This is a genomic window from Halalkalicoccus tibetensis (genome assembly GCF_037996645.1).
Classification (GTDB): domain Archaea; phylum Halobacteriota; class Halobacteria; order Halobacteriales; family Halalkalicoccaceae; genus Halalkalicoccus; species Halalkalicoccus tibetensis.
On the sequence record NZ_JBBMXV010000001.1, the window covers coordinates 879,742 to 906,262 of the forward strand.

General features: G+C 67.3%; 25 protein-coding genes. 12 read left to right on the forward strand and 13 right to left on the reverse strand.

Going from position 1 to position 26,521, the window contains the following annotated elements; translation table 11 throughout:
* Positions 1-226 precede the first annotated feature (226 nt).
* From WOA58_RS05020 to WOA58_RS05030, 3 genes are all read right to left on the reverse strand, one after another.
* Positions 227-1,504 carry a glycosyl hydrolase gene (locus WOA58_RS05020; protein WP_340603065.1) on the reverse strand — a complete coding sequence of 426 codons (1,278 nt, stop codon included), beginning with the start codon at positions 1,502-1,504 and terminating at the stop codon, positions 227-229.
* 74 nt (positions 1,505-1,578) lie between these two features.
* Positions 1,579-1,845, reverse strand: a complete 267-nt coding sequence (locus tag WOA58_RS05025; RefSeq protein ID WP_340603066.1) for a chorismate mutase — start codon at positions 1,843-1,845, stop codon at positions 1,579-1,581.
* Positions 1,842-2,702, reverse strand: a complete 861-nt coding sequence (locus WOA58_RS05030) for a shikimate kinase (protein ID WP_340603067.1) — start codon at positions 2,700-2,702, stop codon at positions 1,842-1,844. The genes WOA58_RS05025 and WOA58_RS05030 overlap by 4 nt, the downstream gene beginning before the upstream one ends.
* A gap of 73 nt (positions 2,703-2,775) precedes the next feature.
* Between WOA58_RS05030 and WOA58_RS05035 the strand changes: the two genes are divergently transcribed.
* Positions 2,776-3,204: a DUF5796 family protein gene (locus tag WOA58_RS05035; protein WP_340603068.1), complete on the forward strand. Its 429-nt coding sequence runs from the start codon at positions 2,776-2,778 to the stop codon at positions 3,202-3,204.
* Positions 3,205-3,208: 4 nt separating this feature from the next.
* Here WOA58_RS05035 and WOA58_RS05040 read toward each other — a convergent pair whose 3' ends face one another.
* On the reverse strand, positions 3,209-3,343 hold the full coding sequence (locus WOA58_RS05040; protein WP_340603069.1) for a DUF7128 family protein: 135 nt from the start codon (positions 3,341-3,343) through the stop codon (positions 3,209-3,211).
* A gap of 139 nt (positions 3,344-3,482) precedes the next feature.
* Between WOA58_RS05040 and WOA58_RS05045 the strand changes: the two genes are divergently transcribed.
* Entirely contained in the window at positions 3,483-4,868 is a 1,386-nt protein-coding gene (locus WOA58_RS05045; RefSeq protein ID WP_340603070.1) for an alpha/beta fold hydrolase, read from the forward strand.
* Between the two features lie 56 nt (positions 4,869-4,924).
* A complete protein-coding gene (locus tag WOA58_RS05050) occupies positions 4,925-7,030 on the forward strand; it encodes a CDC48 family AAA ATPase (protein WP_340603071.1) in 2,106 nt (701 codons plus the stop codon).
* Here WOA58_RS05050 and WOA58_RS05055 read toward each other — a convergent pair.
* Genes WOA58_RS05055 through WOA58_RS05065 form a run of 3 tightly spaced genes read right to left on the reverse strand, consistent with a single transcriptional unit; the run spans position 7,027 to position 11,358 of the window.
* Positions 7,027-7,647, reverse strand: coding sequence for a protein sorting system archaetidylserine decarboxylase (locus WOA58_RS05055; RefSeq protein WP_340603072.1), 621 nt, complete (start codon positions 7,645-7,647; stop codon positions 7,027-7,029). The genes WOA58_RS05050 and WOA58_RS05055 overlap by 4 nt on opposite strands.
* Before the next feature lie 45 nt (positions 7,648-7,692).
* Entirely contained in the window at positions 7,693-10,536 is a 2,844-nt protein-coding gene (locus tag WOA58_RS05060) for a DEAD/DEAH box helicase (protein WP_340603073.1), read from the reverse strand.
* Between the two features lie 48 nt (positions 10,537-10,584).
* A complete protein-coding gene (locus WOA58_RS05065) occupies positions 10,585-11,358 on the reverse strand; it encodes a helix-turn-helix transcriptional regulator (protein ID WP_340603074.1) in 774 nt (257 codons plus the stop codon).
* A gap of 186 nt (positions 11,359-11,544) precedes the next feature.
* On the opposite strand from WOA58_RS05065, the gene WOA58_RS05070 reads away from it, so the two are divergent.
* Both WOA58_RS05070 and WOA58_RS05075 read left to right on the forward strand, forming a co-directional pair.
* Complete coding sequence (locus WOA58_RS05070; protein ID WP_340603075.1) at positions 11,545-12,534, forward strand: hypothetical protein; 990 nt, start codon at positions 11,545-11,547, stop codon at positions 12,532-12,534.
* A gap of 47 nt (positions 12,535-12,581) precedes the next feature.
* Positions 12,582-12,917, forward strand: a complete 336-nt coding sequence (locus tag WOA58_RS05075; protein ID WP_340603076.1) for a hypothetical protein — start codon at positions 12,582-12,584, stop codon at positions 12,915-12,917.
* A 71-nt stretch (positions 12,918-12,988) separates the two neighbouring features.
* Here WOA58_RS05075 and WOA58_RS05080 read toward each other — a convergent pair whose 3' ends face one another.
* The 3 genes from WOA58_RS05080 to WOA58_RS05090 are packed head-to-tail and all read right to left on the reverse strand — an operon-like array spanning position 12,989 to position 16,703.
* Complete coding sequence (locus WOA58_RS05080; RefSeq protein ID WP_340603077.1) at positions 12,989-13,759, reverse strand: metallophosphoesterase; 771 nt, start codon at positions 13,757-13,759, stop codon at positions 12,989-12,991.
* Positions 13,759-15,438: a hypothetical protein gene (locus WOA58_RS05085; RefSeq protein ID WP_340603078.1), complete on the reverse strand. Its 1,680-nt coding sequence runs from the start codon at positions 15,436-15,438 to the stop codon at positions 13,759-13,761. Before WOA58_RS05085 ends, WOA58_RS05080 begins: the two co-directional genes overlap by 1 nt.
* On the reverse strand, positions 15,435-16,703 hold the full coding sequence (locus WOA58_RS05090; RefSeq protein ID WP_340603079.1) for a Single-stranded DNA binding protein: 1,269 nt from the start codon (positions 16,701-16,703) through the stop codon (positions 15,435-15,437). The genes WOA58_RS05085 and WOA58_RS05090 overlap by 4 nt, the downstream gene beginning before the upstream one ends.
* Before the next feature lie 82 nt (positions 16,704-16,785).
* Here WOA58_RS05090 and WOA58_RS05095 point away from each other — a divergent pair, with 82 nt between their 5' ends.
* Positions 16,786-17,445 carry a 2,5-diamino-6-(ribosylamino)-4(3H)-pyrimidinone 5'-phosphate reductase gene (locus tag WOA58_RS05095; RefSeq protein ID WP_340603081.1) on the forward strand — a complete coding sequence of 220 codons (660 nt, stop codon included), beginning with the start codon at positions 16,786-16,788 and terminating at the stop codon, positions 17,443-17,445.
* A gap of 29 nt (positions 17,446-17,474) precedes the next feature.
* Here the strand turns inward: WOA58_RS05095 and WOA58_RS05100 are convergent, their stop codons facing one another.
* Positions 17,475-17,714, reverse strand: a complete 240-nt coding sequence (locus tag WOA58_RS05100) for a hypothetical protein (protein WP_340603082.1) — start codon at positions 17,712-17,714, stop codon at positions 17,475-17,477.
* Between the two features lie 230 nt (positions 17,715-17,944).
* Between WOA58_RS05100 and WOA58_RS05105 the strand changes: the two genes are divergently transcribed.
* The 4 genes from WOA58_RS05105 to WOA58_RS05120 all read left to right on the forward strand — a co-directional run bounded on the left by WOA58_RS05105 (position 17,945) and on the right by WOA58_RS05120 (position 22,446).
* The gene (locus WOA58_RS05105) at positions 17,945-19,342 is read left to right on the forward strand and encodes a bacterio-opsin activator domain-containing protein (RefSeq protein ID WP_340603083.1); all 1,398 of its coding nucleotides are present in this window, start codon (positions 17,945-17,947) and stop codon (positions 19,340-19,342) included.
* Between the two features lie 91 nt (positions 19,343-19,433).
* Complete coding sequence (locus tag WOA58_RS05110) at positions 19,434-20,597, forward strand: hypothetical protein (protein WP_340603084.1); 1,164 nt, start codon at positions 19,434-19,436, stop codon at positions 20,595-20,597.
* 108 nt (positions 20,598-20,705) lie between these two features.
* Complete coding sequence (locus WOA58_RS05115; protein WP_340603085.1) at positions 20,706-21,428, forward strand: hypothetical protein; 723 nt, start codon at positions 20,706-20,708, stop codon at positions 21,426-21,428.
* A 1-nt stretch (position 21,429) separates the two neighbouring features.
* The gene (locus WOA58_RS05120) at positions 21,430-22,446 is read left to right on the forward strand and encodes a PAS domain-containing sensor histidine kinase (RefSeq protein ID WP_340603086.1); all 1,017 of its coding nucleotides are present in this window, start codon (positions 21,430-21,432) and stop codon (positions 22,444-22,446) included.
* Positions 22,447-22,459: 13 nt separating this feature from the next.
* Here the strand turns inward: WOA58_RS05120 and WOA58_RS05125 are convergent, their stop codons facing one another.
* Entirely contained in the window at positions 22,460-23,497 is a 1,038-nt protein-coding gene (locus tag WOA58_RS05125; RefSeq protein ID WP_340603087.1) for an LLM class flavin-dependent oxidoreductase, read from the reverse strand.
* A 121-nt stretch (positions 23,498-23,618) separates the two neighbouring features.
* Between WOA58_RS05125 and WOA58_RS05130 the strand changes: the two genes are divergently transcribed.
* Positions 23,619-24,287 (forward strand): hypothetical protein, encoded by a 669-nt coding sequence (locus WOA58_RS05130; protein ID WP_340603088.1) that lies wholly within the window; start codon positions 23,619-23,621, stop codon positions 24,285-24,287.
* A 2-nt stretch (positions 24,288-24,289) separates the two neighbouring features.
* On the opposite strand, the gene WOA58_RS05135 is transcribed toward WOA58_RS05130, so the two are convergent.
* Positions 24,290-25,315 (reverse strand): hypothetical protein, encoded by a 1,026-nt coding sequence (locus WOA58_RS05135; RefSeq protein ID WP_340603089.1) that lies wholly within the window; start codon positions 25,313-25,315, stop codon positions 24,290-24,292.
* 527 nt (positions 25,316-25,842) lie between these two features.
* Here WOA58_RS05135 and WOA58_RS05140 point away from each other — a divergent pair.
* The gene (locus tag WOA58_RS05140; protein ID WP_340603090.1) at positions 25,843-26,487 is read left to right on the forward strand and encodes a helix-turn-helix domain-containing protein; all 645 of its coding nucleotides are present in this window, start codon (positions 25,843-25,845) and stop codon (positions 26,485-26,487) included.
* Positions 26,488-26,521: the final 34 nt, after the last annotated feature.

A 26,521-nucleotide genomic window follows, 5' to 3' on the forward strand; every position in this document is an offset into this window, starting at 1 on the left:
ATGCCTACCCGCGTTCGATCGCTCCCCCCGCCCCAGAACCGGCGGCAGGTCCTCGCCCACTGTCTGATCGTAGCGTCCGCTCGTCGTGCGTTGAATCCCATATGAACCACTGTACTCCCAAATTCCGGTTCGGCCGTTTGAACGTGTCGGTCCCGGCCGATAGGCATTCGACGAGCGCCGGACGTCGAACGTCCGGATCCGTTATTGACCGGGATCCCGCCGGCCGCTACGTCCAGAACTCCGGCACCGTCGCGTCGATCTGGTGGGCTCCCTGGTTGCTGTCGGAGACCAGCGTTCGCCGGTCGCCGTCCATCGAGAGCGGCCCCATGACGTTCGTGAGCAGGATCTCCCTCGTCTGCGTTCGGTGGAGCTCGTACCACTCGTCGCCGTCGACGCTCGCCAGGAGAACCGAGTCCTCGGCGGTGTCGTGCATCGTGGAGTAGCCGAAGGGCATCAGACAGAGCTCCCGGCCGTCGTCCTCGCGGACGTGCCACCGACGGCGTGCGTACAGCTCCATCACGTCGTCGTCGGGGTCGGTATCGATCTGGACGTGGACGCGAACGAAGTCGTCCGCCCCCTCGGGTTCGTCGTCCGGGCCGTCGCGCTCCCAGCGCATGATCCCTTCGGGGACGCCGTCGGTACCGAGGACGACGCAGTCCTCGAAGGCGGCGACCTGCGTGACCATCGTGATGGCGCCCCGGTCGTCGATCTCGCTCCAGGAGTCGCCCAGATCGTCGCTCCAGTAGAGCTGGGAGTTGCCGTGATCGCCCACCGCGACCCAGATCCGCTCGGCATGCGGATCGTACTCAACGTCGTGGATGTGGTGGTTCGCCGCGTCAGTGGTGACCAGTTCGGGTTCGAGGATCAGGTCGAAGGACTCGCCGCCGTCGGTCGAGAGGATCACCTCGTTCGCGTGTCTGTTCGCCTCGTAATCCGACATCCCGTAGCACGAGATGACGACGACGTCCTCGTGGACGGCGTGGCCGAACTCGTTCGACATGCGTCCGTAGTCGAACTGATAGAGCGTCTCGGAGCCCTCGAGATCCTCGTCGAGGAGGTGGACCGTCCCGCCGGTCTCACCCCGCCCGCCGGTCGACGCGATGATCCGCCCGCTGTCCGGGACGACCACCATCTGGACGTACTCCTCGGTCGTCCCCTCCTCCTCGAAGGAGTACAGCGTCTCGGTCGTCTCCCACCAGTCGTCGCTGACCACCACGCGGGGACCGCTGCGCCCGTAGACGCGCCCGTCCTTGTCGATCCAGACGGGCCGTCCCACCGAGCGCTCGTCGTGGACGTCCAGATCGTAATGGGTGTACGGGCGGCCGTCGCCGCCTTCCGGCTCCGGCCCCTCCTCGGGAACTTCGCTCGCCGACTCCTCGGCGGCGGGCTCGTCGTCCCCGGTGTCCGTCCTCTCTTCGGCCTCGTCGTCGGCCGTACAGCCCGCGAGCGCGACGCCCGTTCCCGCCGTCGCCGCCGCCAGTCCGATGAACTTCCGTCTATCCATAAACTATATTATGTATTTATTAACTGATAACTCTACTGACCGTTCGGTCGAACGAAGGTGGCTCGGCCGGGGGTTCAGCGCCGCTCGCGCTGCTCTACTTTGTTCAGCTCGATCAGCAGCCGGAAGATCGCCTTCACGAGGTTCGAGTCCACCTCGAACTGTTCGGCGTTCTCGCCCGCGCGGTCCATCACGCGCTGCTCCTGGCCCTCGTCGGTCGTCGGCAGGTCCCGCTCCGATTTCACCTCGGCGATGGTGTCGGCGACGTAGGTGCGTCGCGCGATCAGTTCGACGAGGTCGCGGTCGATCTCCTCGATCTCCTCGCGCAGTTCGTCCAGGTTCATTCCGTCCGCGCTCCCTCGGTCCGGGTCGTTGTCAGCCATGTGGTTCCATCCCGTGTCTCCCACTCATCCCGGAGGTCCGCTAAAACGTGTCGGTCCCCGACCGCGACGTAGCTCGGGCCGGTGCCCGACAGCGAGACGCCCGCGACGTCGGGGAGTGCCTCCAGCATCGGCTCGGTCGGGAAGCCGAGCGCCCCGCAGAACGCGAAGCCGTTGATCGACATCGCCCGCCCGTATCGCCCCTCCAGCGCGAGCTCGCAGACGACGTCGGCGATCGGGGCGATCCTCCGACAGCTCTCGACGTCGGCGTCGGCGCTGAACGCCTGCTCGGGGGGCGTCCATACCAGCGCGTCCCACTCGACGGCCTCGTTCGCGAGCAGCTCGTCCCCCGAGTTGTCCGTCACGGTGACGCCCCCGAGCATCGAGGCGGAGGCGTCGTCGAACGCTCCTGTTACTGTGACGCCGACCTCGCGGGCCGCCCGCACCCCGAGCCGACAGGCCTCGAGCGGGTCGGGCTCGATCCCGAGCGCGTCGCAGGTCGCGAGCACCGTCGCGTTCGCGGCGGCGCTCGAGCTCTTCAGCCCCGCCGCGAGCGGCACCTCGCTCTCGGTTCGCACCGTGCCGCCGGCCTCAGCCACTCCAGCCTCGTCGCCGTACTCCTCGCGGGCGAGCTCGACGCAGCGCTCGATCAGCGCGGTGTCGGCGTCGGGCGCCCCGTCGATCTCGCCGCGCACCTCGTTCGTGTCGTCGAGCTCGACGCTCGCGGTGGTCTCGAGGTCGATCGCGAACGCGGCGCCCCGCTCGTTCGCCAGCGCGTTGAGGATCGTTCCCGCCGCGGGGGCGTGTGCCCGGCCGTTCATACCCGGTCCACTCGGGGTCCGTACTTACGGGCTTCGAACGCGGCGCTTTTCCGCCGGGGCACGTAGTACGGATATGAGCCAGCGAAGCAACGTCTCGCCCTCGACGCTGGGGATCGAGCTCGCCGAAAGCGGCATCGCCGTCGAGTATCTCGACGGCCGGGAGGTGTTCTACCACGGCGTTCCGGAGGCGGTCTCGGGCACCCTCAGAACCCCGCCCGGAAAGGAGGTCCACGTCCTCGTCACCGACCCGACCGAGACCGAGGGCGTGATGCTGTACGTCAACGACCGCAAGACCCACGACGAGGTGCTCGAGTCGACCGGCGTCGGGCGCGTGTTCGTCGACCCCGACGAGGAGGAGGAGGTCTTCCCCGGCGTCGAGGTCCGCACGGAGGGCCATCGGGTGCTCGTCGACGCCGACCCCGAGGTCGCCCGCGGGCGGGTGTTCGTCTTCGCCGAGGACGACATGAGCGAGCACTCCTACGAGATGGTCAACGAGGAGTGACGCGTCACTGGATATACGAGGGGTCCTCGGCGTCGCAGTTGGTCTCGTGCTGGCGGGCGTCCTCCTGCTCGTCGAACATGAGTCCACAGCCCTCGCACTCGTACCACGTCCCGTCGTCACGTTCGGTCCGTACTACCATAGTACACAGTGCGACGGCGCCGACCAAATGCGTTGCGTCGGATCGGGGCTATTGCCGACCATAACTGTTAGTTCACGCCCCTCAAGAACTCTCCGGGACAGTACTATGGGCCTCGGCGTGGTCCCCCGATCGAGGAACCATGACCGACACGGAACTCGCGAGCCACGAGTGGTGGGAGTCGTACCGGGAGGTCGTCAACGGCGATCCCGAGCTGGGGGTCAGGGGACACGACGCCTTCGACGAGAACTTCTACGTCGAGATCGGCGACGAGCGGACGCTGATCCGGATGAACGAGGGGGAGATCGAGGACGTCGTCCCGAACCCGACGCTGAACCACCGGTGGTCGTTCGGCGTCGAGGGCTCCCGAGAGGCCTGGGAGGAGTTCGTCAGCGAGAAGCCGCCGGCGTTCAACCACGAGATCATCGCCTCCCACTACCGCAGCGCGGTCGCCGGCGACGAGGGCCACCTCCAGCTCACCGGCGACAACAAGAAGGTCTTCCAGAACCTGCGGGCCTTCCAGCGCACGCTCGAGCTGATGCGGGTCGCCCACAACGGGGGCAGCGTCTCCACGAGGGGCGCGTTCGAGGCCGGCGACGGGATCGAGCCGATCGCCGGCAACTACGTCCACATCGATGTCGACGGCACCGACCACCGGGTCTACTACGAGGAGAACGGCCCCGAGGACGGGATCCCGCTGCTCTGTCAGCACACCGCCGGCTGTAACAACGGGGAGTGGCGCCACCTGCTCTCAGACGAGTCGATCACCGACGACTTTCGCGTGATCGCCTACGACCTGCCCTACCACGGGAAGTCCGTCCCGCCGACCTCCGAGCCGTGGTGGGAGGAGGACTACACCCTGACGGCCGAGGAGTTCGCCGAGACCATCGTCGCCATCGCGGACGCCCTGGAGATCGAGGACCCGATCTACATGGGATCGAGCATGGGCGGGAACGTCACCCTCGAGCTCGCCGACTGGTATCCCGAGCGGTTCCGCGCGCTGATCGGCCTCGAATGCGGGGCACACAGCCCGGGATTCTACATCGACTGGCTCGATCACCCGCATATCAACACGACGGAGGTCAACGCCTACGCCTGCTGGGGGCTGATGGCCCCCCAGAGCCCCGAGCAGGCTCGCAGGGAAACGATGTACCACTACGAGCAGGGCGCGACGGGCGTGTTCAAGGGCGACCTCTACTACTACTCGGTCGACCACGACTACCGCGGGAAGCTCGACCGGGTGAACGCCGAGGAGTGTCCCCTCTATATCGTCAACGGCGAGTACGACTACCTCACGACGCCCGAGGACGGCCGCGAGACCGCCGAGGGGATCGGCGAGGGGGCGACCGCCGTCGAGATGGGGAAGATCGGCCACTTCCCGATGAGCGAGCACCCAGAGCTGTTCAACGCCTATCTCGGGGAGCTCCTCGCGGACGTCACCGGCGAGCGCGAGGGGGAGTTGCCGGACGTGCTCTCGCCCGCGGACGTCGGGGTCGAGCTCGGCCCGTCGGCCCCGGACGCGAGCTAGACCGCCCGAGTGCGGGAGCCCGAACGGTAAAGGCGGCCCGACCCCCACGGGACGACATGAGCGACTCAGACGTGACCCTCTCGGTCCGCGGCGCCGAAAAGCGCGACGCGGGCCGCGGGGTCGCGCGCCTGCCCGAAGCTGCCCGCCAGGCCCTCTCCGTGTTGAGCGGCGACACCGTCCTCATCGAGGGCGAACGGACCACCGTCGCGAAGGTCTGGCCCGCCGGCCCGAGCGCCGAGAGCGGCACCGTCCAGGTCGACGCCGACACCCGCGCGAACGCCGGCGTGAGCATCGGCGACACCGTCAGGGTGCGAAAACAGACCGTCGAGGACGCCCGGTCGGTGACGATCACCCCGCCGGTATCGATCTCCGCGGAGGACGCAGAAAGCGTCGAGCGCGCGGTGAAACGCGACCTGCGCGATCGGCCCGTCCGGGCCGGCGAGCGGGTGCGGATCGAGCGCCTCGGCGTGGGGCCGTTCTCGATCACCGACACCGACCCCGACGGGACCGTGCGGATCACCGACTCGACGCGGGTGACGGTGCCGGCGGACGTCGAGTCCGCCGAGGCCGCCGAGGGCGGGGGCGACGGCCGGATCAGCTACGAGGACATCGGCGGGCTCGACGACGAGCTCGACATGGTCCGGGAGATGATCGAGCTGCCCCTCTCAGAGCCCGAACTCTTCCGACAGGTGGGTATCGACGCACCGAAGGGAGTCCTCCTCTACGGGCCGCCCGGCACGGGCAAGACGCTGATCGCCCGCGCGGTCGCGAACGAGGTCGACGCGAGCTTTCACAACATCTCCGGCCCGGAGATCATGTCGAAGTACAAGGGCGAGAGCGAGGAACAACTGCGGGAGGTCTTCGAGAAGGCCCGCGAGGACTCGCCGGCGATCGTCTTCTTCGACGAGATCGATTCGGTAGCGGGCAAGCGCGACGACTCGGGCGACGTCGAGAACCGCGTGGTCGCCCAGCTCCTCAGTCTGATGGACGGGCTCGACGCCCGCGGGGACGTGGTCGTCATCGGCGCGACCAACCGGGTGGACTCGCTCGATCCCGCGCTACGCCGGGGCGGACGCTTCGACCGGGAGATCGAGATCGGCGTCCCCGACGCGATTGGGCGCCGGGAGATCTTCGAGGTCCACACCCGGGGGATGCCGCTTTCCGACGACGTCTCCCTCGAGCGGCTCGCCGAACACACCTACGGCTTCGTCGGCGCGGACGTCCACGCGCTCGCGACCGAGGCCGGCATGAACGCGCTCCGGCGCTTTCGCGACGACGGCGGCAGCCTCGCCGATCTGACCGTTACCCGCGCGGACTTCGACGCCGCCCGTGCCGCCGTCGACCCCTCGGCGATGCGCGAGTTCGTCGCGGAAACCCCCCAGACGAGTTTTGACGACGTCGGCGGGCTCGACGAGGCCAAACGGACCCTTCAGGAGGCCGTCGAGTGGCCCCTCTCGTACACCGAGCTGTTCGAGAAGACGGCGACCGAACCCCCCTCGGGCGTGTTGCTGTACGGCCCGCCAGGGACCGGCAAGACGCTGCTCGCCCGCGCGATCGCCAGCGAGAGCGGGGTCAACTTCATCCACGTCGCGGGGCCCGAGCTGCTCGATCAGTACGTCGGCGAGAGCGAGAAGGCCGTCAGGAAGGTCTTCGAACGCGCCCGACAAGCGGCCCCCTCGATCGTCTTCTTCGACGAGATCGACGCCTTGGCCGCCGAGCGGGGGCAGGGCCACGAGGTGACCGAGCGGGTCGTCAGCCAGCTCCTGACGGAGCTCGACGGTCTCGCGGACAACCCCAACCTCGTGGTGCTGGCCGCGACCAACCGGAAGGACGCGCTCGACCGGGCGTTGATCCGCCCCGGCCGCCTCGAGACCCACATCGAGGTGCCCGCGCCCGACGAGGCGGCGCGAAAGGTCATCCTCGAGATCCACACGCGCGAGAAGCCGCTGGCCGACGACGTCGACGTCGACGCGCTCGCAGCGGAGCTCGAGGGCTACACCGGCGCGGACCTCGCGGCGCTCTCGCGGGCGGCCTCGATGCGCGCGATCCGCGAGATCGCGAGCGAGTACGGCCCCGAGGAGGCGACCGCGCGGGCCGACGAGGTCCGGGTCAGAAAGGAGCACTTCGACGCGGCCCGCGAGGGGATGGAGCCCTCCGGTTAGCCGCCCCACTCCCAGTCGGCGTTCGCGTCCCCGTTGCTCGCGACCTTCGTCTCGCCCGCCGTCACCTTCTCGCCGCGCTCGACCTCCAGGTCGGGATAGCCGATCTCCGGGGGCAGCAACACGTCGACCCGGCTGCCGAAGGCGATGTGGCCGATCCGCTCGGCGCGCCCGAGCTCGTCGCCCTCCTCGACGTAGGGCGTGATCCGGCGAGCGAACGAGCCGGCGATCAACGTTACCTCGCTGTCCTCGAAGCCGACGTGGACCTTCTCGTTTCGTTCGGACTCCTTGGTGAACGCCGGGCGATAGCCGCCCGACTCGTGTTCGACGCGCTCGACGATAGCGTCGTCGGGGGCGCGCACCACGTGGACGTCGTGGACGTTCATGAACACGCAGACGCGGATCCGGTCGCCCTCGGTGCGGATCTCAGAGACCGTGCCGTCGGCCGGCGAGACGATCCCCGCGAACGGCGGGGTTCGTTCGGGGTCACGGAAGAAGAAGAGCGTGAACGCGGCGGCGACGACGAACAATCCCCCCAGGGTCGGGCTGACGACGAACGCCGGGAAGGCGAGCAACAACAGCGGGACGACGTACCACCAGACTCCCGAGGCGAACTTCATGGCTCGCGATTCAACCCCCTGTCATACGGGTCTTTCGCTTGCTTTTCAATCCCAGAACGCCTGGGTGCGGGCGTACTCGCGCTCCTTCTCGAGGATGTCCCGGTAGAAGTCGTCCTCGCTCTCGCGGTGGTTGTTGATGACGTAGGCGGCGTTCCGGGGGCCGACCCCGCGGGCCGCGAGCGCGATCACCGCCTGCTTGCCGTGGCCCTGAACGAGGCTCGCCGCCTTGTACGCCCGCCGGGTGGCCTTCTCCTCCCCGGAGTCCTTGTCCGCCTTCCGCACGGCCTCGACGACCTCCTCGGCCCACGGGTTGAGCGCGGCGACCATCGTCGAGCCACACTTCGGACACTCGGGCTTCTCCGCCACCCGCTCGACCGTCTGGGTGCGGTCCCACTCCTTGCAGTGTAAGCAGGCCAGCAGCACGCGGTCCTCCCTGATCCGCTCTCGCACCGTCTCGATCACGCTCGCGTCGGCGTTCTCCGGCGAGAGGAGTTCGGTGCTCGACGACCGGCCCCCGATCCCCAGCGGCGTGCGCTCGCCGACGCGATCGACCGAGAGCTCGCCCGACTGGACCCGTTCGAGCACGCGGGCCGCCCCGGGCACGTCGAGGTCCTCGTGGAAGACCTCCCTGATCGCTTCCTCGTACATCGGGGTGTCCTTGAGCGCGCCCAACAGACGATCCATCGAGATCGATCCCCGCGAGCCCTGCCACGATTTGAGCGCGCCGAACTTCGCGGCGACCTGCGCGAGGCGGAACTTCAGGGCGTCCGAGTTCTTCAGACTGAGCTCGATCAGCGCCTCGACGTGTTCCGGGTCCGTCTCCTCGAGTACCTCGACGACGTCGCGGGCGGCGAGCCCCGAGGGCACCGTCAGTTCGATCCGGTAGGGATCGGTCTCGAGCCCTACCGACGAGCCGGTGCGCTGGCCCAGGAGTGCCGAGAGCAGCCTGCCGAGGGTCTCGTTGACCTTGTGGCCGAAACAGGCGTTGATCACGACGGTTCCCCCCGAGAACTCGATCAGCAAGTGGTCCTCGTCAGGAATCGGGTGGCCGGCCTCGACGTGGCGCTCGATCGGCGAGAGCGCCTCGCTCGCGGTGTGGAGGTCCGTCGGGTAGCGCGAGACGAACTCGCGGGCGACCGACTCGCGGGAGGCACCGCCCGAAAACTGCGGGGCCGCGACCCGGCGGAGCTCGCCGACGTTCTCGGCGACCGCTTGGGGAACCGGGATCTCCTGGCCGACCCACGAGGGGATCTCGCCGGTCGGGTTCTCGACGGGGCTCACCCTGACTTTCTCCTCCTCCTCCTCGATCTCGACGATCCGCCACATCTCCCCGCGCTGGATGAACGTCGCGCCCGGCTCGGCGAACGTGGTGACGAAGCGCTCGTCGAGGGTGCCGACACCCCGGCCGCTCGCGACGTCGCGGACCTCGAAGGTCGCCTCGTCGGGGATCATCGAGAGGTTCGCGTAGACGTACTGCCACGTCCCGCCCGACTTCTCCAGGCTGTCCGCTTCCTCGTCGAGCCAGAGGATCCTGTTGCTGCTTAGCTCCCGCACCACCTCCCGGAAGGTCTCCTCTGGCAGGTCGGCGAAGGGCGCCGCGCGGGTGACGATCCCGTAGGCTTTTCTAGCTCGGATCTCGCCGTGGCCCATCACCAGCCCCGCGATCTGGTTCGCGAGCGTGTCCAGGCTGCCGGTGTGGATCGCCGCCCGCTCGACGTCGCCGTTCCGGGCGCGATCGACGATCGCGAGCGCCTCCAGCGCGTCGTCGGGGCTGGTGGCGATCACGGTGCCCTGCGAGACCTGGTCGCTGCGGTGGCCCGCCCGCCCCACGCGCTGGAGCAGCCGCGAGACCTCCCGGGGGCTGGCGTACTGAACGACGTGGTCGACCTGGCCGACGTCGATCCCCAACTCCATCGAGGACGTACACAGCAGCCCGTCGAGCTCGCCGGCCTTGAACGCGTCCTCGACCTCGATTCGCGCGTCCTTCGAGAGCGAGCCGTGATGCACCCCGATGTTCGCATCCAGCACGTTGAACCGCGATCCCAGCGCCTCGGCCGTCTGGCGCGTGTTGACGAAGATCAGCGTCGACTCGTTCTCCTCGACGATCTCCCGGATCGCCCGCACGTGGCTCGCCATCTCGGGTTCGGTGACGAGCTCGCTGGCGAGCTGTTCGTCGCCCGGCTCGATCTCCGGGGTCAGCACCCGCAGATCGAGGCGGCTGCCCGCGTCGACCTCGCGGATCGCACAGGGTCGGTTCCCGGTGAGGAACGATCCCACCTCCTCGGGGTCGCCGACGGTCGCCGAGAGGCCGATCCGCTGGAAGTCGCCCGCGAGCTCGACGAGGCGTTCGAGCCCGATCGACATCTGCGCGCCGCGCTTCGAGGCCGCGAGCTCGTGGACCTCGTCGATCACGACGTGTTCGAGGTCCGAGAGCCCCTCCCTGAGCTTCGAGCCGGTCAGCATCGCCTGCACCGTTTCGGGGGTCGTCACGAGCACGTCCGGCGGGTCGTTGGCCTGCTTCTGGCGCTGGTAGTCGCTCGTGTCGCCGTGGCGCACCGCAACCTCGATTCCCAACCGATCGCCCCACCAGTCGAGGCGCTCGCGCATATCCCGATTGAGGGCCCGAAGCGGCGTGATGTAGAGCGCGGAGATTCCAAAGGGGGCCTCCGCTTGCGAGATCGAGTCGAAGACCGGCAACATCGCCGTCTCGGTCTTGCCGGTGCCGGTGGGCGCGATCACCAGGGCGTTCTCTCCGGCGGCGAGCGGCGGAATCGCCTCCCGTTGGGGGGCGGTCGGCGTCGAGAACCCCCGTTCTGAGAGCGCCGCCCGGACCTCGCTTCCGAGATGTGTGAAGGCCGCAGAACCCGACGAAGCCCGCTGTTCGCTCATCGGGCTCAGTAGGGATTCGAGCAACCTAAGGGCACTGCCTGTCGGAATCTATGCGCTGAGCGGGCGGGCGGTATTCCGGTACGTTCGGTAGATCCCGCCAGTCCACTCGGCTGCTGGTTCGGACTCGGTGTACACGACGCCGCTCAGTCTGCCGACGCCGTCGTAAACGCGGATTCCGACCCATCCCTGTTCGGCACAGAACAGCAGATCGAATTCAACAGAACGAGCCGTCTCCCATAGCGTGAGGCTGTCCCTGCCAAGCGACCGGGCGAACACGGTGGGAAATTCGGTTTCAAGCTCGTCGATACAGGCGGGCGTGAAAACGATTTCAGCACGGAGGGAGCCTTCGGCTAGCCGTTCGGCCGAGTAGGTGATATGTTCAGGAATGACCGTAGAGACCACTCCTCTGAGGTTCGTCGTTTCCGCGAGTTTCTCTCGGATTCGCTCTAGCGGTTCGTGTGGTTTGTTTCGGGTCGGATAGATGATTTCGGCGTCTTTGAGAAGCCAGTGGGGAATCGAGACGCCGCCCCCGAGATCGGAGAAGAGACGCTCACCGGCGTAGATTCGCTCGGAAACGTCTTGTGCGTCGGAGATCATTCGAGCGTGCAGTTCGCCGATCGGTGTGAGCCGATAGCCTTTTGAAGATTTCTCGACCAGTCTGTACTCCCGAAGCTGTCGCGTCCTCCGGTAGATAGTCTGAGTCGAAACGCCGAGAGCTTCAGCGAGATCGCGTTTTCGCTCGGTACCACGATGAATCGCCTCAACGAGTTCGGCGTTGTCCACAAGACACCGAAGAGCGTCGGCGATCTCGGGCCGGTCCATCTGTAGAGACATACTAACAGTATATATCAATTTGAAATAAGTCTACCGATGGTAAGTATTTTGTACTGGTTTACAAGATCTGAAATGGAAACCGGATTGTGGAGCCCGGGGTCAAATTTCTGAATTCTATACAGTAATTAAATAGATAATTAGCCACCTTATACACACTATTGGTGATACAGACTAATGGAACGGTCTGAAATAAACAACAGACTCACTGAGCGTCAATTACTCAACTTGCTTGGTTCAGCAGGAGTTAGTGGTGCACTGCTCTCACAACCGATTTCTGCTACCGAAACCAACGGTGAAAATGAGGAGATAGTCTCTACCGATACAGAGAACAGAACGAACGATAAAACGATTGAAGATATAGCGGTTGAAACAGCCAAACATCCGACACAGTCACTCGTGGCGTTCACTACACCTGTTTTCAAAGATGATCCTCAAATATACGTTGCTACCGGGGTCAATACTGCTGATAACGTCCATTTGCCAAATGTTGAGGATCCCGAGGATATTACTGATACAGCGTCAGTAGAGAAACTGACCAGGGTAGCTGATGTTGAACTGGGCTTTCCGTTTGACCTTCGATGGGATGATGAGAAGACATTGCAGTACTGGGATTCTGGCGAGATTTTATCCCAGCGGATCACGCCCAGCGGTGAGGTTACGGATGCCAAAGTGGTAGGAACACGACAGATACCACGAATCTTCGATGATTCAGACGCTTCTTTCGGAACTCAACAAGTCGGCTTTGAAGAGTGCTTCGACGTTCCACTGTACGGTGAAGCTTGCTTTAGCACCGGAGATTTTCTCGATGATCGAACGTACAGTTGTGTAGGTGGCTCTACACCGCCACTACTCGCGGCTGATGCAACCTTCATAGACGCTAGTTTGGGTGGAATTTCGGTCAATCTCGACTTCTGGATCGGTTTTCAACTTCGCCGATTCGATACCTGCGTTTGGCTGGGAAGCGAAGCAGGACAGATCTGCGTTACCAACTGTTATACTGAGATTCCGACGATTGCTGCTCTGGAAGAACAAGCGACCGAGTTCCTAAACGACTTCGACCTCGGTCCGCTCAGATTTGTGACCGGAGTTCTTGCCACCGCTCTTGCAGCGTTATTACTCGCGATCATAACTGGGTTATCGATAGCGTTCGGAACCGCGGGATAACAACGTCGAATAGAATGGTGCAAACACACACATATAGACCATCAACTATGGTAGATCATCAATCACGTGGTCGCTGTACCTACGAGGACGTTCTCGAATTCGTATTCATTGTTTCTCATTTCGTCCTCGCAGTCACAATGCTGGCTAGCAGTTTCATGTGGCTCACTGATATTCTCACCGGATGGCAACTGCCAGTCAGATTCCTTGGAGTAATCGTTGCGCCAGTTCTGATCGGCAGACTGTTTCTCCGCATCTATCGAACTGACGAACGATTTACCACACCGTTGACCCTCGTTACCGCTGGTTGCTACCTCCTTTCGCCGGTGGTTGTGGCGTTCATCGCATCTCTGAGCGATCTCGATACGGGTTTCACGATCGCATAGTTACTCGTCGTCGTCGGGCTGATCGTAGAACTGATCGTCGTATTTCGTATCAAATATTCGTAACTAGCTGTTCAGATCTCATGATAGAGGCCGAGACGCGTCCCGTCGAGCAGATAGGCCTCCCCCCCGTCGAGCCCTTCAGGCAGGAACGGACAGAGGAACTCCCCGCGGACGTTGACCCACGTCCCGCCCATCAGCTCGTTGAACGCCGGAAAGACGACGAGATCGGTGTCGCTCCATGCCTCGATCCGGTCGGCGAAGGGCTCACGGGAGAGCGCACCCCGCAGCCAGACCCGTTCGGTGCGCGTGCCGCCCACCTCGTCGGTCAGCCTGACCTGCGGGTGTTCGTGGCCCACGCAGACCATCCGAGCGCCGAGCACCTCTGGCGCCGGCCAGCTATGGCCGTGGCAAAAGCCCACGTCGCCGAGCCGACATCCCGATCCGGGCGTCACCGTCACCTCGGGGATCTCCCCCGGGGTTCGGGGCGAGCGCGCGTCCCCGACGATCGATTCGATGTCGCCGTCGTGGTTGCCCTTCACCACCGTCACCGGCACCGACAGCCCCTCGAGCAGCACCTCGATCTCGCCGCGCTCGGCCCCGCCGGGCCCGCCGATCGAGTGCATGAAGTCGCCGAGGACCACGAGCCGGTCGGCGTCCGTCTCGCCGAGCAGCCGCTCGACGTGCTCGCGGCGTTGCTCGGCGCGGCTCGCGACCTCGACGCCGTTCTCGTAGCGAAGCGCCTGCTCGATCCCCGCGTGGAAGTCCGCGAGCACGAGCGCGCGCTCCGGGCCGAGCTCCGCCGACGCGGCCGGTTCGCCCGGGATCGGCTCGACGAGCGCCATCAGATCGGCTTCAACACGTCGTCCTGGGGCTCGTAACACCGCCCGCTCAACAACGCGCTCTCGATGGCGTCGTCGACCTCCTCGGGGGCGACGCCGGCCTCGCTCGCGACGCGCTCGATCACTTCCTCGCGATCGGCGCCGTCACCGTCTGCGAGTTCGGCCATCACGGCCATCGCCCGGTCCTCGACGTCGACGTCCTCCTCGGCGTCCGCCTCGCCAGCGGAATCCGGTTCGGACTCCGCGTCAGGCTCGAGCTCGGACTCGGGTTCGTTCGCCACGGGGTCGGCCGCCTCGTCCTCGCTCCCGCTCCCCGCTTCGGCTTCCGCGGCCTCGGAGGCCGCCGTATCGACCTCCTCCGACGCCGCCTCCGACTCGTCGGGTTCCGGTACGTCGATGTCGGCCTCGCCGGCGTCGTCGACCTCGTTGCCCGAGGAGAAGTCCATGTCGAACTCGGCCTCGATCTCGGCGCGCTCCTCGGGGTCGAACTCGTACATCTCCCCCTTGCCGGAGGCGACGGCGTCCGCCGTCGCCTCCCCCTCCGGCTCGGGTTCGCTCGGCTCTGACCCGCCGGCGTCGAAGTCCCCGAGGTCGTCCGAACCCGACTCCGGTTCGGATTCGGGTTCCGCCGTCGTCGTATCGACCGCCTCCGTCGTGTCGATCGTTCCGGAGGCCTCGTCGGGTTCCGATCCGCTCGATTCCGGCGATGTCTGCTCTCCTCGGGGTTGATCCTCGGCCTCTGCCTCCGCCGTTCCGGAGTCACCCGTCTCCGCCGACGGCTCGGCGGCGCTCTCCGCTTCAGTCTCCGCCCCCGCTTCCGCTCCCACGTCGGGCTCGGCGGACGACGGCTCCGCCGACGGGGTCGACTCGGACGAACCGCTCGTGTCGGCCATGTCGACCGTTTCGTCAGCATCAATCGTAGCGTCCGCGTCGGCCTCCTCGCCCGCGATCGGTTCGGGGGTCTCGGCGTCCCGCTCCCGCAGGTCCGTGAGATCGACCGCCCGGCCGTCGTCCTCGCCGGGGGCGATCCCCGGCGAGCTGACCTCCTCGACCTCGCCGGCGACGAGCCGCGCCGCGTCGAGCGCGGTGTCGCGAAGCGCCGACAGATAGGCGGGCGTCGTCCCGTACTCCTCGCGCGCCAACGCGATCCCGCTCGCCGGATCGCTTTCGTCCCCTTCGAGCGCGGCGGCGAACTCGCTCACCCGCCGGAGGGTGTGTTCGGCCGCCTGGACGGTCCAGCGGTCCCGGGTCTCGGCGTCGACCTCCGCGACGCTCTCCGGTCGGACCGAGGTGTAGACCCGATCGGAGTCCTCGGGCCGGAAGGTGTTGGCCTTGCCCGTCACCGCGACGAACATCGGCGGGTCGGCCCGCTCGAGGAAGGCCAGCGCGTCGGTCTGGTACTGGCCCGCGTAGACGACGAACGCTCCCGTGGGGTCGACAACGCGGGCGCGGACGACCTCGTCGTTGACCCGCTCGACCTCCGTGAGGACGCCGACGACGAACAGACGGTTGACCCGCGCGCCCGTCGGCGTGATCACGTACTTCGGGGCGCGCTCCTCGTCGCTGTCGGCGTACTCCAGCGAGGCGGCGTCGAACTCGGTCGCGAACAGCCGGTGGGCGACCTCGCGCCGGCCCGGCCCGGAGTCGCCGCCGGAGCCGTTCTCGCCGTCGTTCGAGCTCATTCGGCCACCTCCGCGAGCAGCGCCCGCGCACGCTCTGTGGGCGGCTCGTCGACCTCCGCGAACTCGCTCGCGTTCAGGTTCGCGCCGTACTCGTCGACGCTGAGCGAGCCTCTCACGGCGTATTCGCGGCCGACGAGCCGCTCGCGGATCGTGTCCGCGACGACCTTCTGGTCCATCGCCTCGCGGGCCTGCTCGCGGGCCTCCTCGAGACCCCCGCCGTAGACCTCGCGGGTGAGGTCGGTGCCCAGAATGGCAGTAACGGTCCCGGTCCCGTCGTCGAGGATCGCCTTCACCCGGAGGTCGTCCTCGCCGTCGACCTGGCCGTGGCTGCGACACTGCCCCTTCTGGACGACGCGACCGCACTCGGGACAGCGCTGGATCAGCCCCGACCCATCGCGGACCGCGACGATCGTTCCCACCAGCTCGACGTCGAACGCCCCGCCGCTCTCGACCGCCTCGCCGACCAGTCTCCGGGGAGCGCCGTCGCTCACCTCGATCGAGCGATCCAGCGTCGAGACGGTGGTGAACTCCGAGCAGTTCACGGAGGGGGCGCCCCTGAACTCCCGGATGTAGACGTTCTCGAAGCGCAGATCCGCACCCTCCTCGATCTCGCCTCTCGGCTCCCAGTCGGTGAAGGGAAGCCGCGCGCTCTCGTCGGCGAGGACGCCCGACAGGATCTCGGTCTCGCCGTCGCGTCCGTCGATCGTGCGGGTCTCGACCTCGAGGACGCGGGCCTCGACGGTCAGCCCCCGGTCGCCCGGCGTCACGCTCGCGAGGTCCGTCTCGCCGCCGACCTCGTGGGGGACCTCGAGGGTCTCGTCCTCGAAGACCAGCGACGTCGACTCGCCCAGATTGAGCTCGGGATGGCCGTCCCACTCGCGGACCCCGGCGTTGCCCGCGGTGACGGTGTCGCCCGGCGAGAGGCCGAACTCCTCCCAGGCGGTGTAGTCGATCGTCCCGGTCGAGTCGGCGAGCACGCCCTCGGTGATGACCTGCTCGTTGCCCTGATACCGGATCGAGCGCTTGCCGGCGGTCAGCACCCGGGCGGTGACGGTGACGCTGCCGTCGTCGGTGGTGATCTCGCCGATGGCCTTCGACTCGGGTTCGGCCCCCGAGGAGCCGCCGCCGTACTTGCGGCGCAGGCTCTGGACGGCCTCGTCCATCGGGACGCTGTAGGACACCAGGTTCTCGAGGTCCTCTCTGACCTCCTCTTTGTCGATACCGAGGTCGGAGGCGAGCTCCTCGGCACGGTCTTCTACGCTCATCACCTCCTTTTGAGCGCGCCCGGGTATAAACGGTCGCCCAGCGGATCGGAACTGGTTTTCACCGCCCCCGACAGGAGCGGGTATGCACGTCGTCGTCAACGCCGCGACCAGCGCCGACGGGAAGCTCTCGAGCCGGCGGCGCGAACAGATCGCCATCAGCGGCCCCGAGGACTTCGAGCGGGTCGACGCCCTCCGGGCCGACTGCGACGCCGTCATGGTCGGGGTCGGGACCGTCTTCGCGGACGACCCTCATCTCACGCTCGACGACCCCGACCGGGTCGCCGACCGTGAGAACGGGGGTGAACCGCCCCACCCCGCGCGGGTCGTCGCCGACTCGCGGGCGCGAACGCCGCCCGACGCGCGGGTCCTCGACGACGCCGCGACGACCTACCTGCTCGTGGGCGAGGCGGCGCCCCGAGAGCGGGTCGGGGCGCTCAAGGACGCGGGCGCACGGGTCGTCGTCGCCGGAGCCGAGCGGACGGACCTCGAAGGCGCGCTCGCGGAGCTCGAATCACGCGATATCGAGCGCCTGATGGTCGAGGGCGGCGGCGAGCTGATCTTCTCGCTGCTCGAGGCCGGGCTGGTCGACGAGCTGTCGGTCTTCGTCGGCCCGAAAGTCATCGGCGGCCGGGAGGCCCCGACGCTCGCCGACGGCGAGGGGTTCGTCGAGGGATTCCCGGAGCTATCGCTCGAGGGTGTCGAGCGATTGGACGAAGGGGTGTTGTTGCGCTGGCGGGTCTGAAACGACGTCTCGAACGGTACGAAAAGGGGCTATCCGGTCAGGTAGCGGTACTCGACCAGCGCCTTGTCCCGAAGCACGAAGTACGCGAAGACCAGGACGACGAGCCCGATCGCCGCCATCCAGCCGGCCAGCAGCATCTCTCCGGTCGTCAGCGCCGCGTAGCTCCGGTACTCGACGAGCGCGCTCGCCGCCGCGAGCCCCACCGTGAGCAGGCTGTAGAGCGCCAGCAGCGCCGAGTGAATCACCACTTCGAGTAGCTCCTCGTGCATACACTGGGTCCGGCGGCGGTCGGTAATAGCCCTTCTGATCGAGGAACTGATCGGGTGACCCGTCGGCCACGGGGTCGACAATAGAAGAAGGGGCGAGCCCGATCGCCCCCATCCACCTTCGTATTCGCTGGCTCACGCCAGCGTCACGACATCATCGGTCTAACATGATAAATAATTCGATGACGACCGACCGGGTCAACCTATTTAATCGGGCCGTGCGGACCGACCGTATGCGCGACGATCGGCTGATCGAACGGGCGATCGACGAGGCCCCGATCGGCGTCACGATCGCCGACCCCTCCCGGGAGGATCTGCCGTTGATCTACATCAACGACGCGTTCGAGCGCCTCACCGGCTATCCGAAGGAGGAGGCCCTCGGCACCAACTGCCGGTTCCTTCAGGGGGAGGGGACCGACCCCGAGCCGGTCGAGGCGATGCGCGAGGCCATCGACGAGGAGGAGCCAGTCTCGGTCGAGCTGCGCAACTATCGCAAGGACGGGACCGAGTTCTGGAACGGGGTCGACATCGCGCCGATCCACGACGGGGACGACGAGGTCACCCACTTCGTCGGGTTCCAGACCGACATCACGGCCCGCAAGCGGGCCGAACACGAGGTCGAACGCCGGGTGCGCGAGGTCGAGCGCGAGCGCCGAACGCTCGAACGGGTCCTCGCGCGGATCGAGGGGCTGCTCGAGGACGTCACCCGGGTGCTCGTCGGGGCGACGACCCGCGAGGGGATCGAGCGGGAGGTCTGTGATCGGCTGACCGCCGAGGACGCGTACCAGGCCGCCTGGATCGGCGATCGCGACCCCGGGTCCGACGCGGTCGTCCCCGAGACCTGGGCGGGCGACGTCGACGCGGACGGGGCGAGCCTGTCGATGGGGCACGGGGAGGACCCGGTCGTCGACGCGCTCACGACCGGGCGCGCCCGGTTCGGCCCGGTCGGCGACCCCTCCTGGCACGGGTCGGTCGGGCGCGAGGGGGCGGGGACGATGGCGGCGATCCCGCTCGTCTCCGGCGGGACGACCTACGGGGTGCTGGTCGTCTACGCCGACCGGCCCGGCGCGTTCGACGACCACGAGCGGGTGGTGCTGGAGTCGGTCGGTCGGGCCATCGCGAACGCCTACAACACCCTCGAGAGCCGGCGGATCCTCACCGCCGACGGCGTCACCGAGCTCGAGTTCGATCTCCAGAGGGGGGACCTGTTCGCGGTCTCGCTGTCGGTCCGCGCCGACTGCCGGTTCACCTACGAGGGCTCGGCCCACGACGCCGACCCGCTCCTCTTCTTCACGGTCGAGGGCGCCGATCCCGCGAGGATCACCGAACTGGCGACCGAGAGTCCGGCGGTCGCGGAGGCGACGGTGCTGGCGACGAACGACGACAGGGGGCTCATCGAGTTCCGGCTGGCGGAGACCTCGCTGGTCTCGCGGCTCGCCAACCGGGGCGTCCGGATCGGGTTGATCCGGGCCGAGGACGGCTCGGGACGGCTCCGGGTCGTCGTCCCGGGCGGCGTGAACTCCCGGTCGGTCGTCGAACAGATCACCGACGTCTGTCCCGGCGCGTCGCTCGCGGCCTCCCGCGAGCACGACCGGCCGCCCCGGCCGACGAGGAGTTCGACATCGTCCTGACCGTCGACTCCGACTGAGACGACGCGGGACGGAACCGTCTCGACCGGCCGCGCACCGCCACGTTAACTATTCTCACTGCCGATGGCCCCGTATGAAGGAGCTCGAGTACGCTATCGAGGCCGCCGACGAGGGGACCTTCGAGAACCTGGCCGCGGCGTTCATCCGCTCGCGGGGCTACCGGACCAAGGAGTTCCGCGCCGGCACCGGCGAGTGGAGCGCGCGGATCTGGATGCGCGACCGCCCCGGCGTCGCCTGCGCGAGCGTCGCGACCGACTGGCGCGAGGCGATGCGCGCCTCGGCGCGGAAGGTCAAGCGCCTCGAGCGTGAACGGGGCGACGAGTACGGCCTGTTCGTCTTCGTCACCAACCGGGACGTGACCGGTCTCCAGGAGTTCGACGCGGAGGACGAGATCGCCCGCGAGTACGGCTGGCGCCTCCGGCTCTACCACCGCCAGGACCTCATCGGCGAGCTCTACAACACCGCTCCGGGGCTGGCGAAACACCACCTCGACATCAACCTCGGCTTCGACACCCACCACCTCGCGACCCTCGAGGAGCTTCGCGACGAGCGCCTCGACGCCATCGAGGCCCGCACCGACGAGGCGACCGAGCTCGAGGCGGGTCCGGCGGTGGCCGTCCACGTCGTCCCCAACGGCATCTTCTCGACCGAACGCCGGCGGGCCTCCTCGGGGATCGCGGACCCTGCCGTCCTCGGGGCGACCGACGCGCCCGCCGTCGACGCCCGCGAGACCCTGCGGATCGCCTACGACCGGGGCGGGGAGGGCGAGTACTGCGGCTACGCGCTGATCAGGACAGACGGGCTCTACGAGTCGGCGACGACGCGGCTGTTCGAGGCCGGCGACGAGCCCCTGCTCCGTGCCTCGGCGGGTGCCGACACGGCGGGGCTCGACGCCGCGATCACCGTCGCCGTCCGCGGGGCGCTTTCGGCCCTCTCGGGGATGGGATTCGCGGCGACGGCCTCGGTCTGGATCTCGGTGCTCGGCGCCACCGACGCGCGCCTCGCATACGACGAGGACGGGCTCGAGCCGGCCCCCTCCTTCGGGTTCGACCGCTACTCCACGCGGGTGACGACGGCCTCGATCGCCCCGCGCGAACACGCCGACGTCCTCGGGGACCTCGAGCCCGCGCTCTCGGAGCTGTGGCGGGCCTTCGGCCATCCCGACGGCACGCCCAACGTCGAGGACGGCGAGTGGCGCGCCGACCCCGTCTCGGTCGGCGGCGTCGCATTCCCCTGACCCGCCACCCCTCGCCGCGGGATCGAACCGGCACACGAAACACAGTTTGTTTTATATAAAATCGGAATATTTTTACCGAGAATAATGTAATACCACAAATAAGCGACGATGATATCCCTCCACGAAGCCACCCCTCCCGCCGAGCCGCCCCTCCGCCCCGACGACGCGACGGCCGCCGCCCGAACGCTGCTCGAGGCCTACCACCTCCAGGACGAACGGGAACGAGCCCTCCTACGGGGCGACGCAGGGCGGGCCGAGGCCGTGGGCCGACGTGCCATCGACCGGATGGCGATCGCCTACGGCGCCGAGTTCCCCGAGATCGAGCGAACCCGGGCGCGGGCCGCCGGCGAGTCGTTCATGCGCGCCCTGTTCGTCCAGGACGAGATCGAGAACTGGGACCGGCTGCGGCGGCTCCCCGAACGGCGTCTTCAGGGCGCCCTCGAGACCGATCCGGGCGGGGCGTACGGCTCGGATCCCGTTCACGACGAGCGCTGGGACCGGGTCAGGGGGCTTCTGGCGGGGACCTGTCGATCCGCGGGGATCGACGGGCGCTACGCGACCGAACAGACGCGGTTCTGGGTGTATCACGGCCAGCGCGACCCGCGCTGGGAGCGGTCCGCCCACGGGGCCCACGGGATCAAGCTCCGGGCCATGGTCGAGGAGCCGTCGGCGGACGCGACCGACCGGATGGGGCGGCGGTTCGTCGAGGGGGTACGGGGACACGACGACTGGGGCCACGCCGATCGGACGGCGGACCTCGCGGCGGTGATCGACCCGGTCGTCGACTACTACACGGAGCTGTTCGCGATGCGCTCCGAGGGCGATAGGTGACATGAGCGGTCCCGACCTCGAACTGTACGAGAGCGCCTTCCGGGAGATCGACGCCCCGGCGCTCATCGTCGACACCGACCTCGTCGTCCGGGACGTCAACGAGGCGGGACTGGCGTTCACCGGCTACGACTACGACGAGCTCGTCGGCCAGCCCGCCACGGTCATCTCGGGCGACCTGGAGACCTACGCCGAGATCGTCGAGACGATCGCCGAGGAGGCCTGGAGCGGCGACTACGAGCTGCGGACGAAGGAGGGTGCGATCGTCTACGGGAGCGGGTCGGTGGCCCCGCTGATCGTCGACGGCTGGCGGCGGGGCTACGTGGCGATATTCATCGACACGACCAAACAGCGCCGCTACGAGAACGCCGCGGAGGTACTGAACCGGATCCTCCGCCACGACCTGCGAAACGACCTGAACGTCGCCACGGGCAGCCTCGAGAGCGCGCGGGCCCGGATCGACGACGAGGAAACCCTCGACCTCCTCGAAACGGCGGAGGCGGCGCTGGGTCGCGTCAGCGCCGAGAGCGACCGGGCTCACGATCTCGTCGACCATCTCGAGGGGAGCTCCGAGGCCGAGAACCGGCCCGTCCGGCTCGACTACGCGCTCGACGAGGCACTGATCGACGCGACCCGCAGCTTCGAGGGCGTGCGGTTCGCCTCGTCGGCCGTCCCGTCGCTGCGGGTCGTGGCCGACCACCTGCTCGCGCCGGTCTTCACCGCGGTCCTCGAGAACACGGTCGAGCAGAGCGACCGGGAGCGTCCCGCCGTCGAGGTGAGCGTCGAGGAGCGCGAGGCGAGCGTTCTCGTGACCGTCGCCGACGTCGGGCCGGAGGGCACGATGGATCGCGGCGATCGGGTTCTCGACCACGAGGGGGCCGAGCTCCACCAGGGCAGCGGGATCGGCCTCTTCTTCGCCGACAGCGTGATCGAGAGCTACGGCGGCGAGATCCGGGTCGGCACCGGTCCGGACGGGGCGGCGATCGTCGAGGTCCGGCTCCGAACGGCCGAGGGCCCATAACGCCCATCGCCCATCACCGGGGCGTCAGGTCGACCGCCTCGGCGAGCAGTTCGTGCGATCGCAGCACGTCCTCGGGGTCGGCGATCTGGTTCTGGACGACGACTTCGTCGACGCCCGCCTGCTCGGTCATTCGTTCTAGGAGTTCCCGGACGGTCGAGGGACTGCCCGAGATCCGCCGGGGCCACTCGCCGGGCTCGATATCCGTCGGGGTCGGCTCGGGCACGGAGCCGAGCTCCTCGATGGCCTCCTCGGCGGAGTGGATCGGCGGGCGGTCGGTCTGGCCGCGCTGGAGGCGTCGGTGGGCCGCCACGCTCGGCGCGCGCAGCCGCGCGGCCTCCTCGTCGGTCTCGGCGCAGGTCACGTTGAGCGCGATCGAGCCCCGGGGCTCGTCGGGCCCGGCGCCGAAGGGCGAGGGCTCGAAGTTCTCACGGTAGGCCTCGAGAGCTCTGACGGCCGGCTCGGGCCTGATGAACGCAGCGAAGCAGTAGGGAAGCCCCAGCTCGCCGGCGATCTCGGCGCTCGAGGGGCTCGAGCCGAGCACCCAGGTCTCGGGAACGGAGTCGCGCGAGCGCGCGACGTCGAGCTGGCTGAAGGGATGGTCGTCGTCGAACCCGTTGTGGAGGTGTTTGGCGGTCTCCTCGATCCTCTCGGCGTGGTCGTCGGTCCGCCGGCGCTGCTCGTCCCGATCGGCCTGCAGCGCGTAGTCACTCACCGGGTTTCCGGTGGCCCGGCCGAGCCCGAGGTCGATCCGGCCCGGGGCCATCGCGTCGAGGACGCCGAACGTCTCTGCGACCTTGTAGGGACTGTAGTGGTTGAGCAACACCGTCCCGGAGCCGACCCTGATGGCGTCGGTCTCGGCGGCGATGCGGGCGATCAACACCTCGGGGGTGGTGCTCGCGAGCCGGTCGACGAAGTCGTGGTGTTCGGCGACCCAGAACCGCGAATAGCCGAGCTCCTCGGCGTGCTGTGCCCGCTCTACGGTGTTCTCGAAGGCCTCCGTTGCCGTCCCCCCTTCGGGGATCGGCGCGAGGTCGACGATCGATAGGTCCACACCTCGCCTCGGAGAAGCGGCGGGTTAAGGGTGGGGCTCCCGGCAGGCGGTTCGGAGAACGGCCGACCGACCTCCAGTCCCCGTCCAAACGGTTATCCTGGCGGCCCCTGAACGGGGCCGTGTGAGCGAGCGCGAACGCGGCGAGGGGAGCCCGATCCACTCGACGGGCGACCGGCGGACGGGCGAGGCGGCCCACGACCACCGGTCGTTCTACGACTTCTTCGTCGACCTCATCCGGGGCGGGCTGGGCCAGACCGCGCTGTTCAGCCTGCCCGCCCTCTGGATCCTCGCCTCGACGCCGGTCTACACGGTCGAGGTGGCGACCGGCGCGGTCGTCTCGATCGTCACGCTCTCGTTGTTACTCGCGCTGTTTCGCGGCGGTCATCTCGAAATCGGACGCCCGTGGCCCGTCCTGTCGGGCCGAACGCTCTCGACGAGCGCCGGCTGGCGGGCGGTCCTCACCCGCGCGGTCTACCTCTCGAGCACGCTCAGCCTCGCGGCCTACGGCGGCGTGCTCGTCGAGACCGCTTCCGGCCTCCCGTTGTTGAACGCGCTGGTCGCGCTGGCGCTGAGCGCCCTGGGACTCGCGCTGCTGCCCTCGCTGTCGGCCGACTCGCTGCGGGCGCGGCGCCGCCGGTTCGGCTACTGCCTGCTGGGCCTGCTGCCGATGGCGGCCGTTCTGGCGCTCGCGGCCCCGGCGGGGATCGACCCCTCGATCGGGCTCGCGGTCCTTCTCTTGGTGGGGTCGCTCCGGGTCGACACCCGGCCGCTCGGCGGGCAGCACCGATAGCGTTACTGCTCCCAGTCGATGGCGGTCGTTCGCTCCGACCGGCGGAGGATGAAGGGGCCGAGCGCGCCGGTCCGTTTGGAGATGGTCGCGATCCGGACCACGTAGACGGCGAGCAGGAAGAAGGGCACCAGCGAGAGCGTCGCGCTGGCGCTCACGACCCACACCATGTTGTCGACGCCGAGCGTCCCGCCGGGGAGCGCCTCCGGGGTCAGATAGAGCACCGTCGCGATCGATCCGATCAACGCCGGGATCGCCGCGTAGAGGATCGATCGGGTGAGGCCGACGAGCTCCCACTGGAAGTACAGCGACTTGAAATGTTCGAGCGCCGGGCCGAACAGCGTCAGGATAGCGACCAGCTCGTCGAACGCCTCGAGGTCCTCCTCCGCGAGGCTGTCGCCGTGTTCGTCCCGGAGCCGGCGCACCGCGTAGATCTTCCAGGAGTAGTTGTAGTTCAGCCCCGAGCGCAAGACGTCGAACTCCCCGAACTCCGCCGTCTCCAGCTGTGCGTAGATCTCCTCGGAGTTCTTGACGACGTTCTCGACGAGCTGATCCGTCCGGTCGCACAGCTCCTGGTCGTCGTTGTCGCTGACCGCCTCCCGGAGCGCCTCGGCCCGCTCGGCGCTGGTCTCGACGAGCGCCTGGAGGAACTGCGCCGGATCGGGCGGGCCGATCGTCCCGAACAGCACCTCGACCTCGCGTCGGAACTCCATGGCCTCGTCCATCCACTGGTGGTGATCGCCCAGCTGGCCGATCTCCTGGGAGAGCACCAGCTGGTTGATCGAGACGACGAGCGTGACGCCGGTGATGAGTGCGGCGATGAGCGCCTGGAAGGCGGTTTCGACCGGTGCCGTGCTCGCCATCGCCTCCCGGAGCGGCGGCGCCGCCGCCCCGAGGGCGACCAACGCCACGAAGGAGACCGCCGAGAGCAGCCCCGCGATCAGCCACCGGTTCGCGTCGAGAAAGAGCCAGTGGGCGATCCGGCTCTCGCCGCTCCGTCCCCGCAGCGTGTCGTCCGACGCCCCGTCCATGGCCGACCTACAGGGCCCGTGCTGAAATGGGTTGAGATGGCGCCCACGGGCGGCGAACGAGCGGGCCCGAACGATCACTGGGCCCGTAGTGGCTCGTCCGTACTCTATGGCATATATTACCACTCTAGAGGTCGGCGAGATCCCGGAATCCGGGCGGGAGTCGGCCATGCCGATCAGTTCACTAGAGTATGAAGGAATATGGTTCAATAACAAAATATTTCTCAGTTTATCGTGCATTCAATATATAACGGTGGATGATATAACTCGGATAGATGAAGCCGTATCAGTTCCAGGATCGGATCATAGGCAGCGAACACGGGGAAACCGACGGCCCGGAAACGCCGGATGGTGGCCCGCTGATCATGACCGTCAGCGGCCCGTAGCGGACCCGTAACTGTTCGACCTCGACACCACCAGCCCGAGCTGCTGGGCGGAAGCCGAAACGGTATGAAACAGCAGAACCTGTAAACTGCAACACTATAACTGACTGACCAAGGAGGTTTTACTCGGTCTCACCTACGTGATGTATGGCGATCGAAGCCACGTTCACCGATAGTCAGTTTCCGTTGGCTGCCGTTTTCTCCGCCCTCCCTGACGTACGAATCGAGCTCGACCGCGTCATCCCGACGGATGCAGCGATCGTACCATACTTCTGGGTACAGGGCGCTGATGCAGCCAGTATCGATACGAGCGACATCGACCATCCTGGTATTCGTGATACGCGGGTGATTGATACCGTCGACAACAACGCGCTCGTCCGTGTCGAGTGGAACCTCGAACACGAGAGCGTCTTGACTGCGATTCTCGAAACGGACGTGGTCCTCGTGTCGGCCATCGGGAAGCAGGACGAGTGGACGTTCGATGTCCGCGGGAACGATCAGCAGACCCTCTCTGACTTCCGATCGTACTGCCAAGAACACGACATTCCGGTGGAGCTGACCCACCTTCATGCACTCTCACCGTTACATTCGGATCTGGAATCCGATCTCACCGACGCCCAACGGGAGGCGTTGACGCTCGCGTATGCTCGTGGCTACTACGATTCCCCACGGCAAGTACCGCAACAAGCGATCGCTGACGAACTGAGGATCACGAGACAAGCCGTGGCCTCGCGGCTGCAACGGGGTACCAGACGGCTCGTTGCGAGTACGTTGATTACGTCCGACGAATAGACGGATAAACCTGTTACCCAAGCAAAGGCCAGGC

What these genes read in the sequence shown, in the direction of transcription:
- WOA58_RS05025 (WP_340603066.1), bottom strand. Translation starts at nt 1,845, where the DNA reads ATGAACCTGGACGAACTGCGCGAGGAGATCGAGGAGATCGACCGCGAC.
- WOA58_RS05095 (WP_340603081.1), top strand. Translation starts at nt 16,786, where the DNA reads ATGCACGTCGTCGTCAACGCCGCGACCAGCGCCGACGGGAAGCTCTCG.
- WOA58_RS05135 (WP_340603089.1), bottom strand. Translation starts at nt 25,315, where the DNA reads ATGGACGGGGCGTCGGACGACACGCTGCGGGGACGGAGCGGCGAGAGC.
- WOA58_RS05140 (WP_340603090.1), top strand. Translation starts at nt 25,843, where the DNA reads ATGGCGATCGAAGCCACGTTCACCGATAGTCAGTTTCCGTTGGCTGCC.
- WOA58_RS05100 (WP_340603082.1), bottom strand. Translation starts at nt 17,714, where the DNA reads ATGCACGAGGAGCTACTCGAAGTGGTGATTCACTCGGCGCTGCTGGCG.
- WOA58_RS05040 (WP_340603069.1), bottom strand. Translation starts at nt 3,343, where the DNA reads ATGGTAGTACGGACCGAACGTGACGACGGGACGTGGTACGAGTGCGAG.
- WOA58_RS05075 (WP_340603076.1), top strand. Translation starts at nt 12,582, where the DNA reads ATGGTAGATCATCAATCACGTGGTCGCTGTACCTACGAGGACGTTCTC.
- WOA58_RS05060 (WP_340603073.1), bottom strand. Translation starts at nt 10,536, where the DNA reads ATGAGCGAACAGCGGGCTTCGTCGGGTTCTGCGGCCTTCACACATCTC.
- WOA58_RS05115 (WP_340603085.1), top strand. Translation starts at nt 20,706, where the DNA reads ATGATATCCCTCCACGAAGCCACCCCTCCCGCCGAGCCGCCCCTCCGC.
- WOA58_RS05050 (WP_340603071.1), top strand. Translation starts at nt 4,925, where the DNA reads ATGAGCGACTCAGACGTGACCCTCTCGGTCCGCGGCGCCGAAAAGCGC.
- WOA58_RS05055 (WP_340603072.1), bottom strand. Translation starts at nt 7,647, where the DNA reads ATGAAGTTCGCCTCGGGAGTCTGGTGGTACGTCGTCCCGCTGTTGTTG.
- WOA58_RS05080 (WP_340603077.1), bottom strand. Translation starts at nt 13,759, where the DNA reads ATGGCGCTCGTCGAGCCGATCCCGGGCGAACCGGCCGCGTCGGCGGAG.
- WOA58_RS05045 (WP_340603070.1), top strand. Translation starts at nt 3,483, where the DNA reads ATGACCGACACGGAACTCGCGAGCCACGAGTGGTGGGAGTCGTACCGG.
- WOA58_RS05105 (WP_340603083.1), top strand. Translation starts at nt 17,945, where the DNA reads ATGCGCGACGATCGGCTGATCGAACGGGCGATCGACGAGGCCCCGATC.
- WOA58_RS05020 (WP_340603065.1), bottom strand. Translation starts at nt 1,504, where the DNA reads ATGGATAGACGGAAGTTCATCGGACTGGCGGCGGCGACGGCGGGAACG.
- WOA58_RS05090 (WP_340603079.1), bottom strand. Translation starts at nt 16,703, where the DNA reads ATGAGCGTAGAAGACCGTGCCGAGGAGCTCGCCTCCGACCTCGGTATC.
- WOA58_RS05120 (WP_340603086.1), top strand. Translation starts at nt 21,430, where the DNA reads ATGAGCGGTCCCGACCTCGAACTGTACGAGAGCGCCTTCCGGGAGATC.
- WOA58_RS05030 (WP_340603067.1), bottom strand. Translation starts at nt 2,702, where the DNA reads ATGAACGGCCGGGCACACGCCCCCGCGGCGGGAACGATCCTCAACGCG.
- WOA58_RS05070 (WP_340603075.1), top strand. Translation starts at nt 11,545, where the DNA reads ATGGAACGGTCTGAAATAAACAACAGACTCACTGAGCGTCAATTACTC.
- WOA58_RS05065 (WP_340603074.1), bottom strand. Translation starts at nt 11,358, where the DNA reads ATGGACCGGCCCGAGATCGCCGACGCTCTTCGGTGTCTTGTGGACAAC.
- WOA58_RS05085 (WP_340603078.1), bottom strand. Translation starts at nt 15,438, where the DNA reads ATGAGCTCGAACGACGGCGAGAACGGCTCCGGCGGCGACTCCGGGCCG.
- WOA58_RS05035 (WP_340603068.1), top strand. Translation starts at nt 2,776, where the DNA reads ATGAGCCAGCGAAGCAACGTCTCGCCCTCGACGCTGGGGATCGAGCTC.
- WOA58_RS05110 (WP_340603084.1), top strand. Translation starts at nt 19,434, where the DNA reads ATGAAGGAGCTCGAGTACGCTATCGAGGCCGCCGACGAGGGGACCTTC.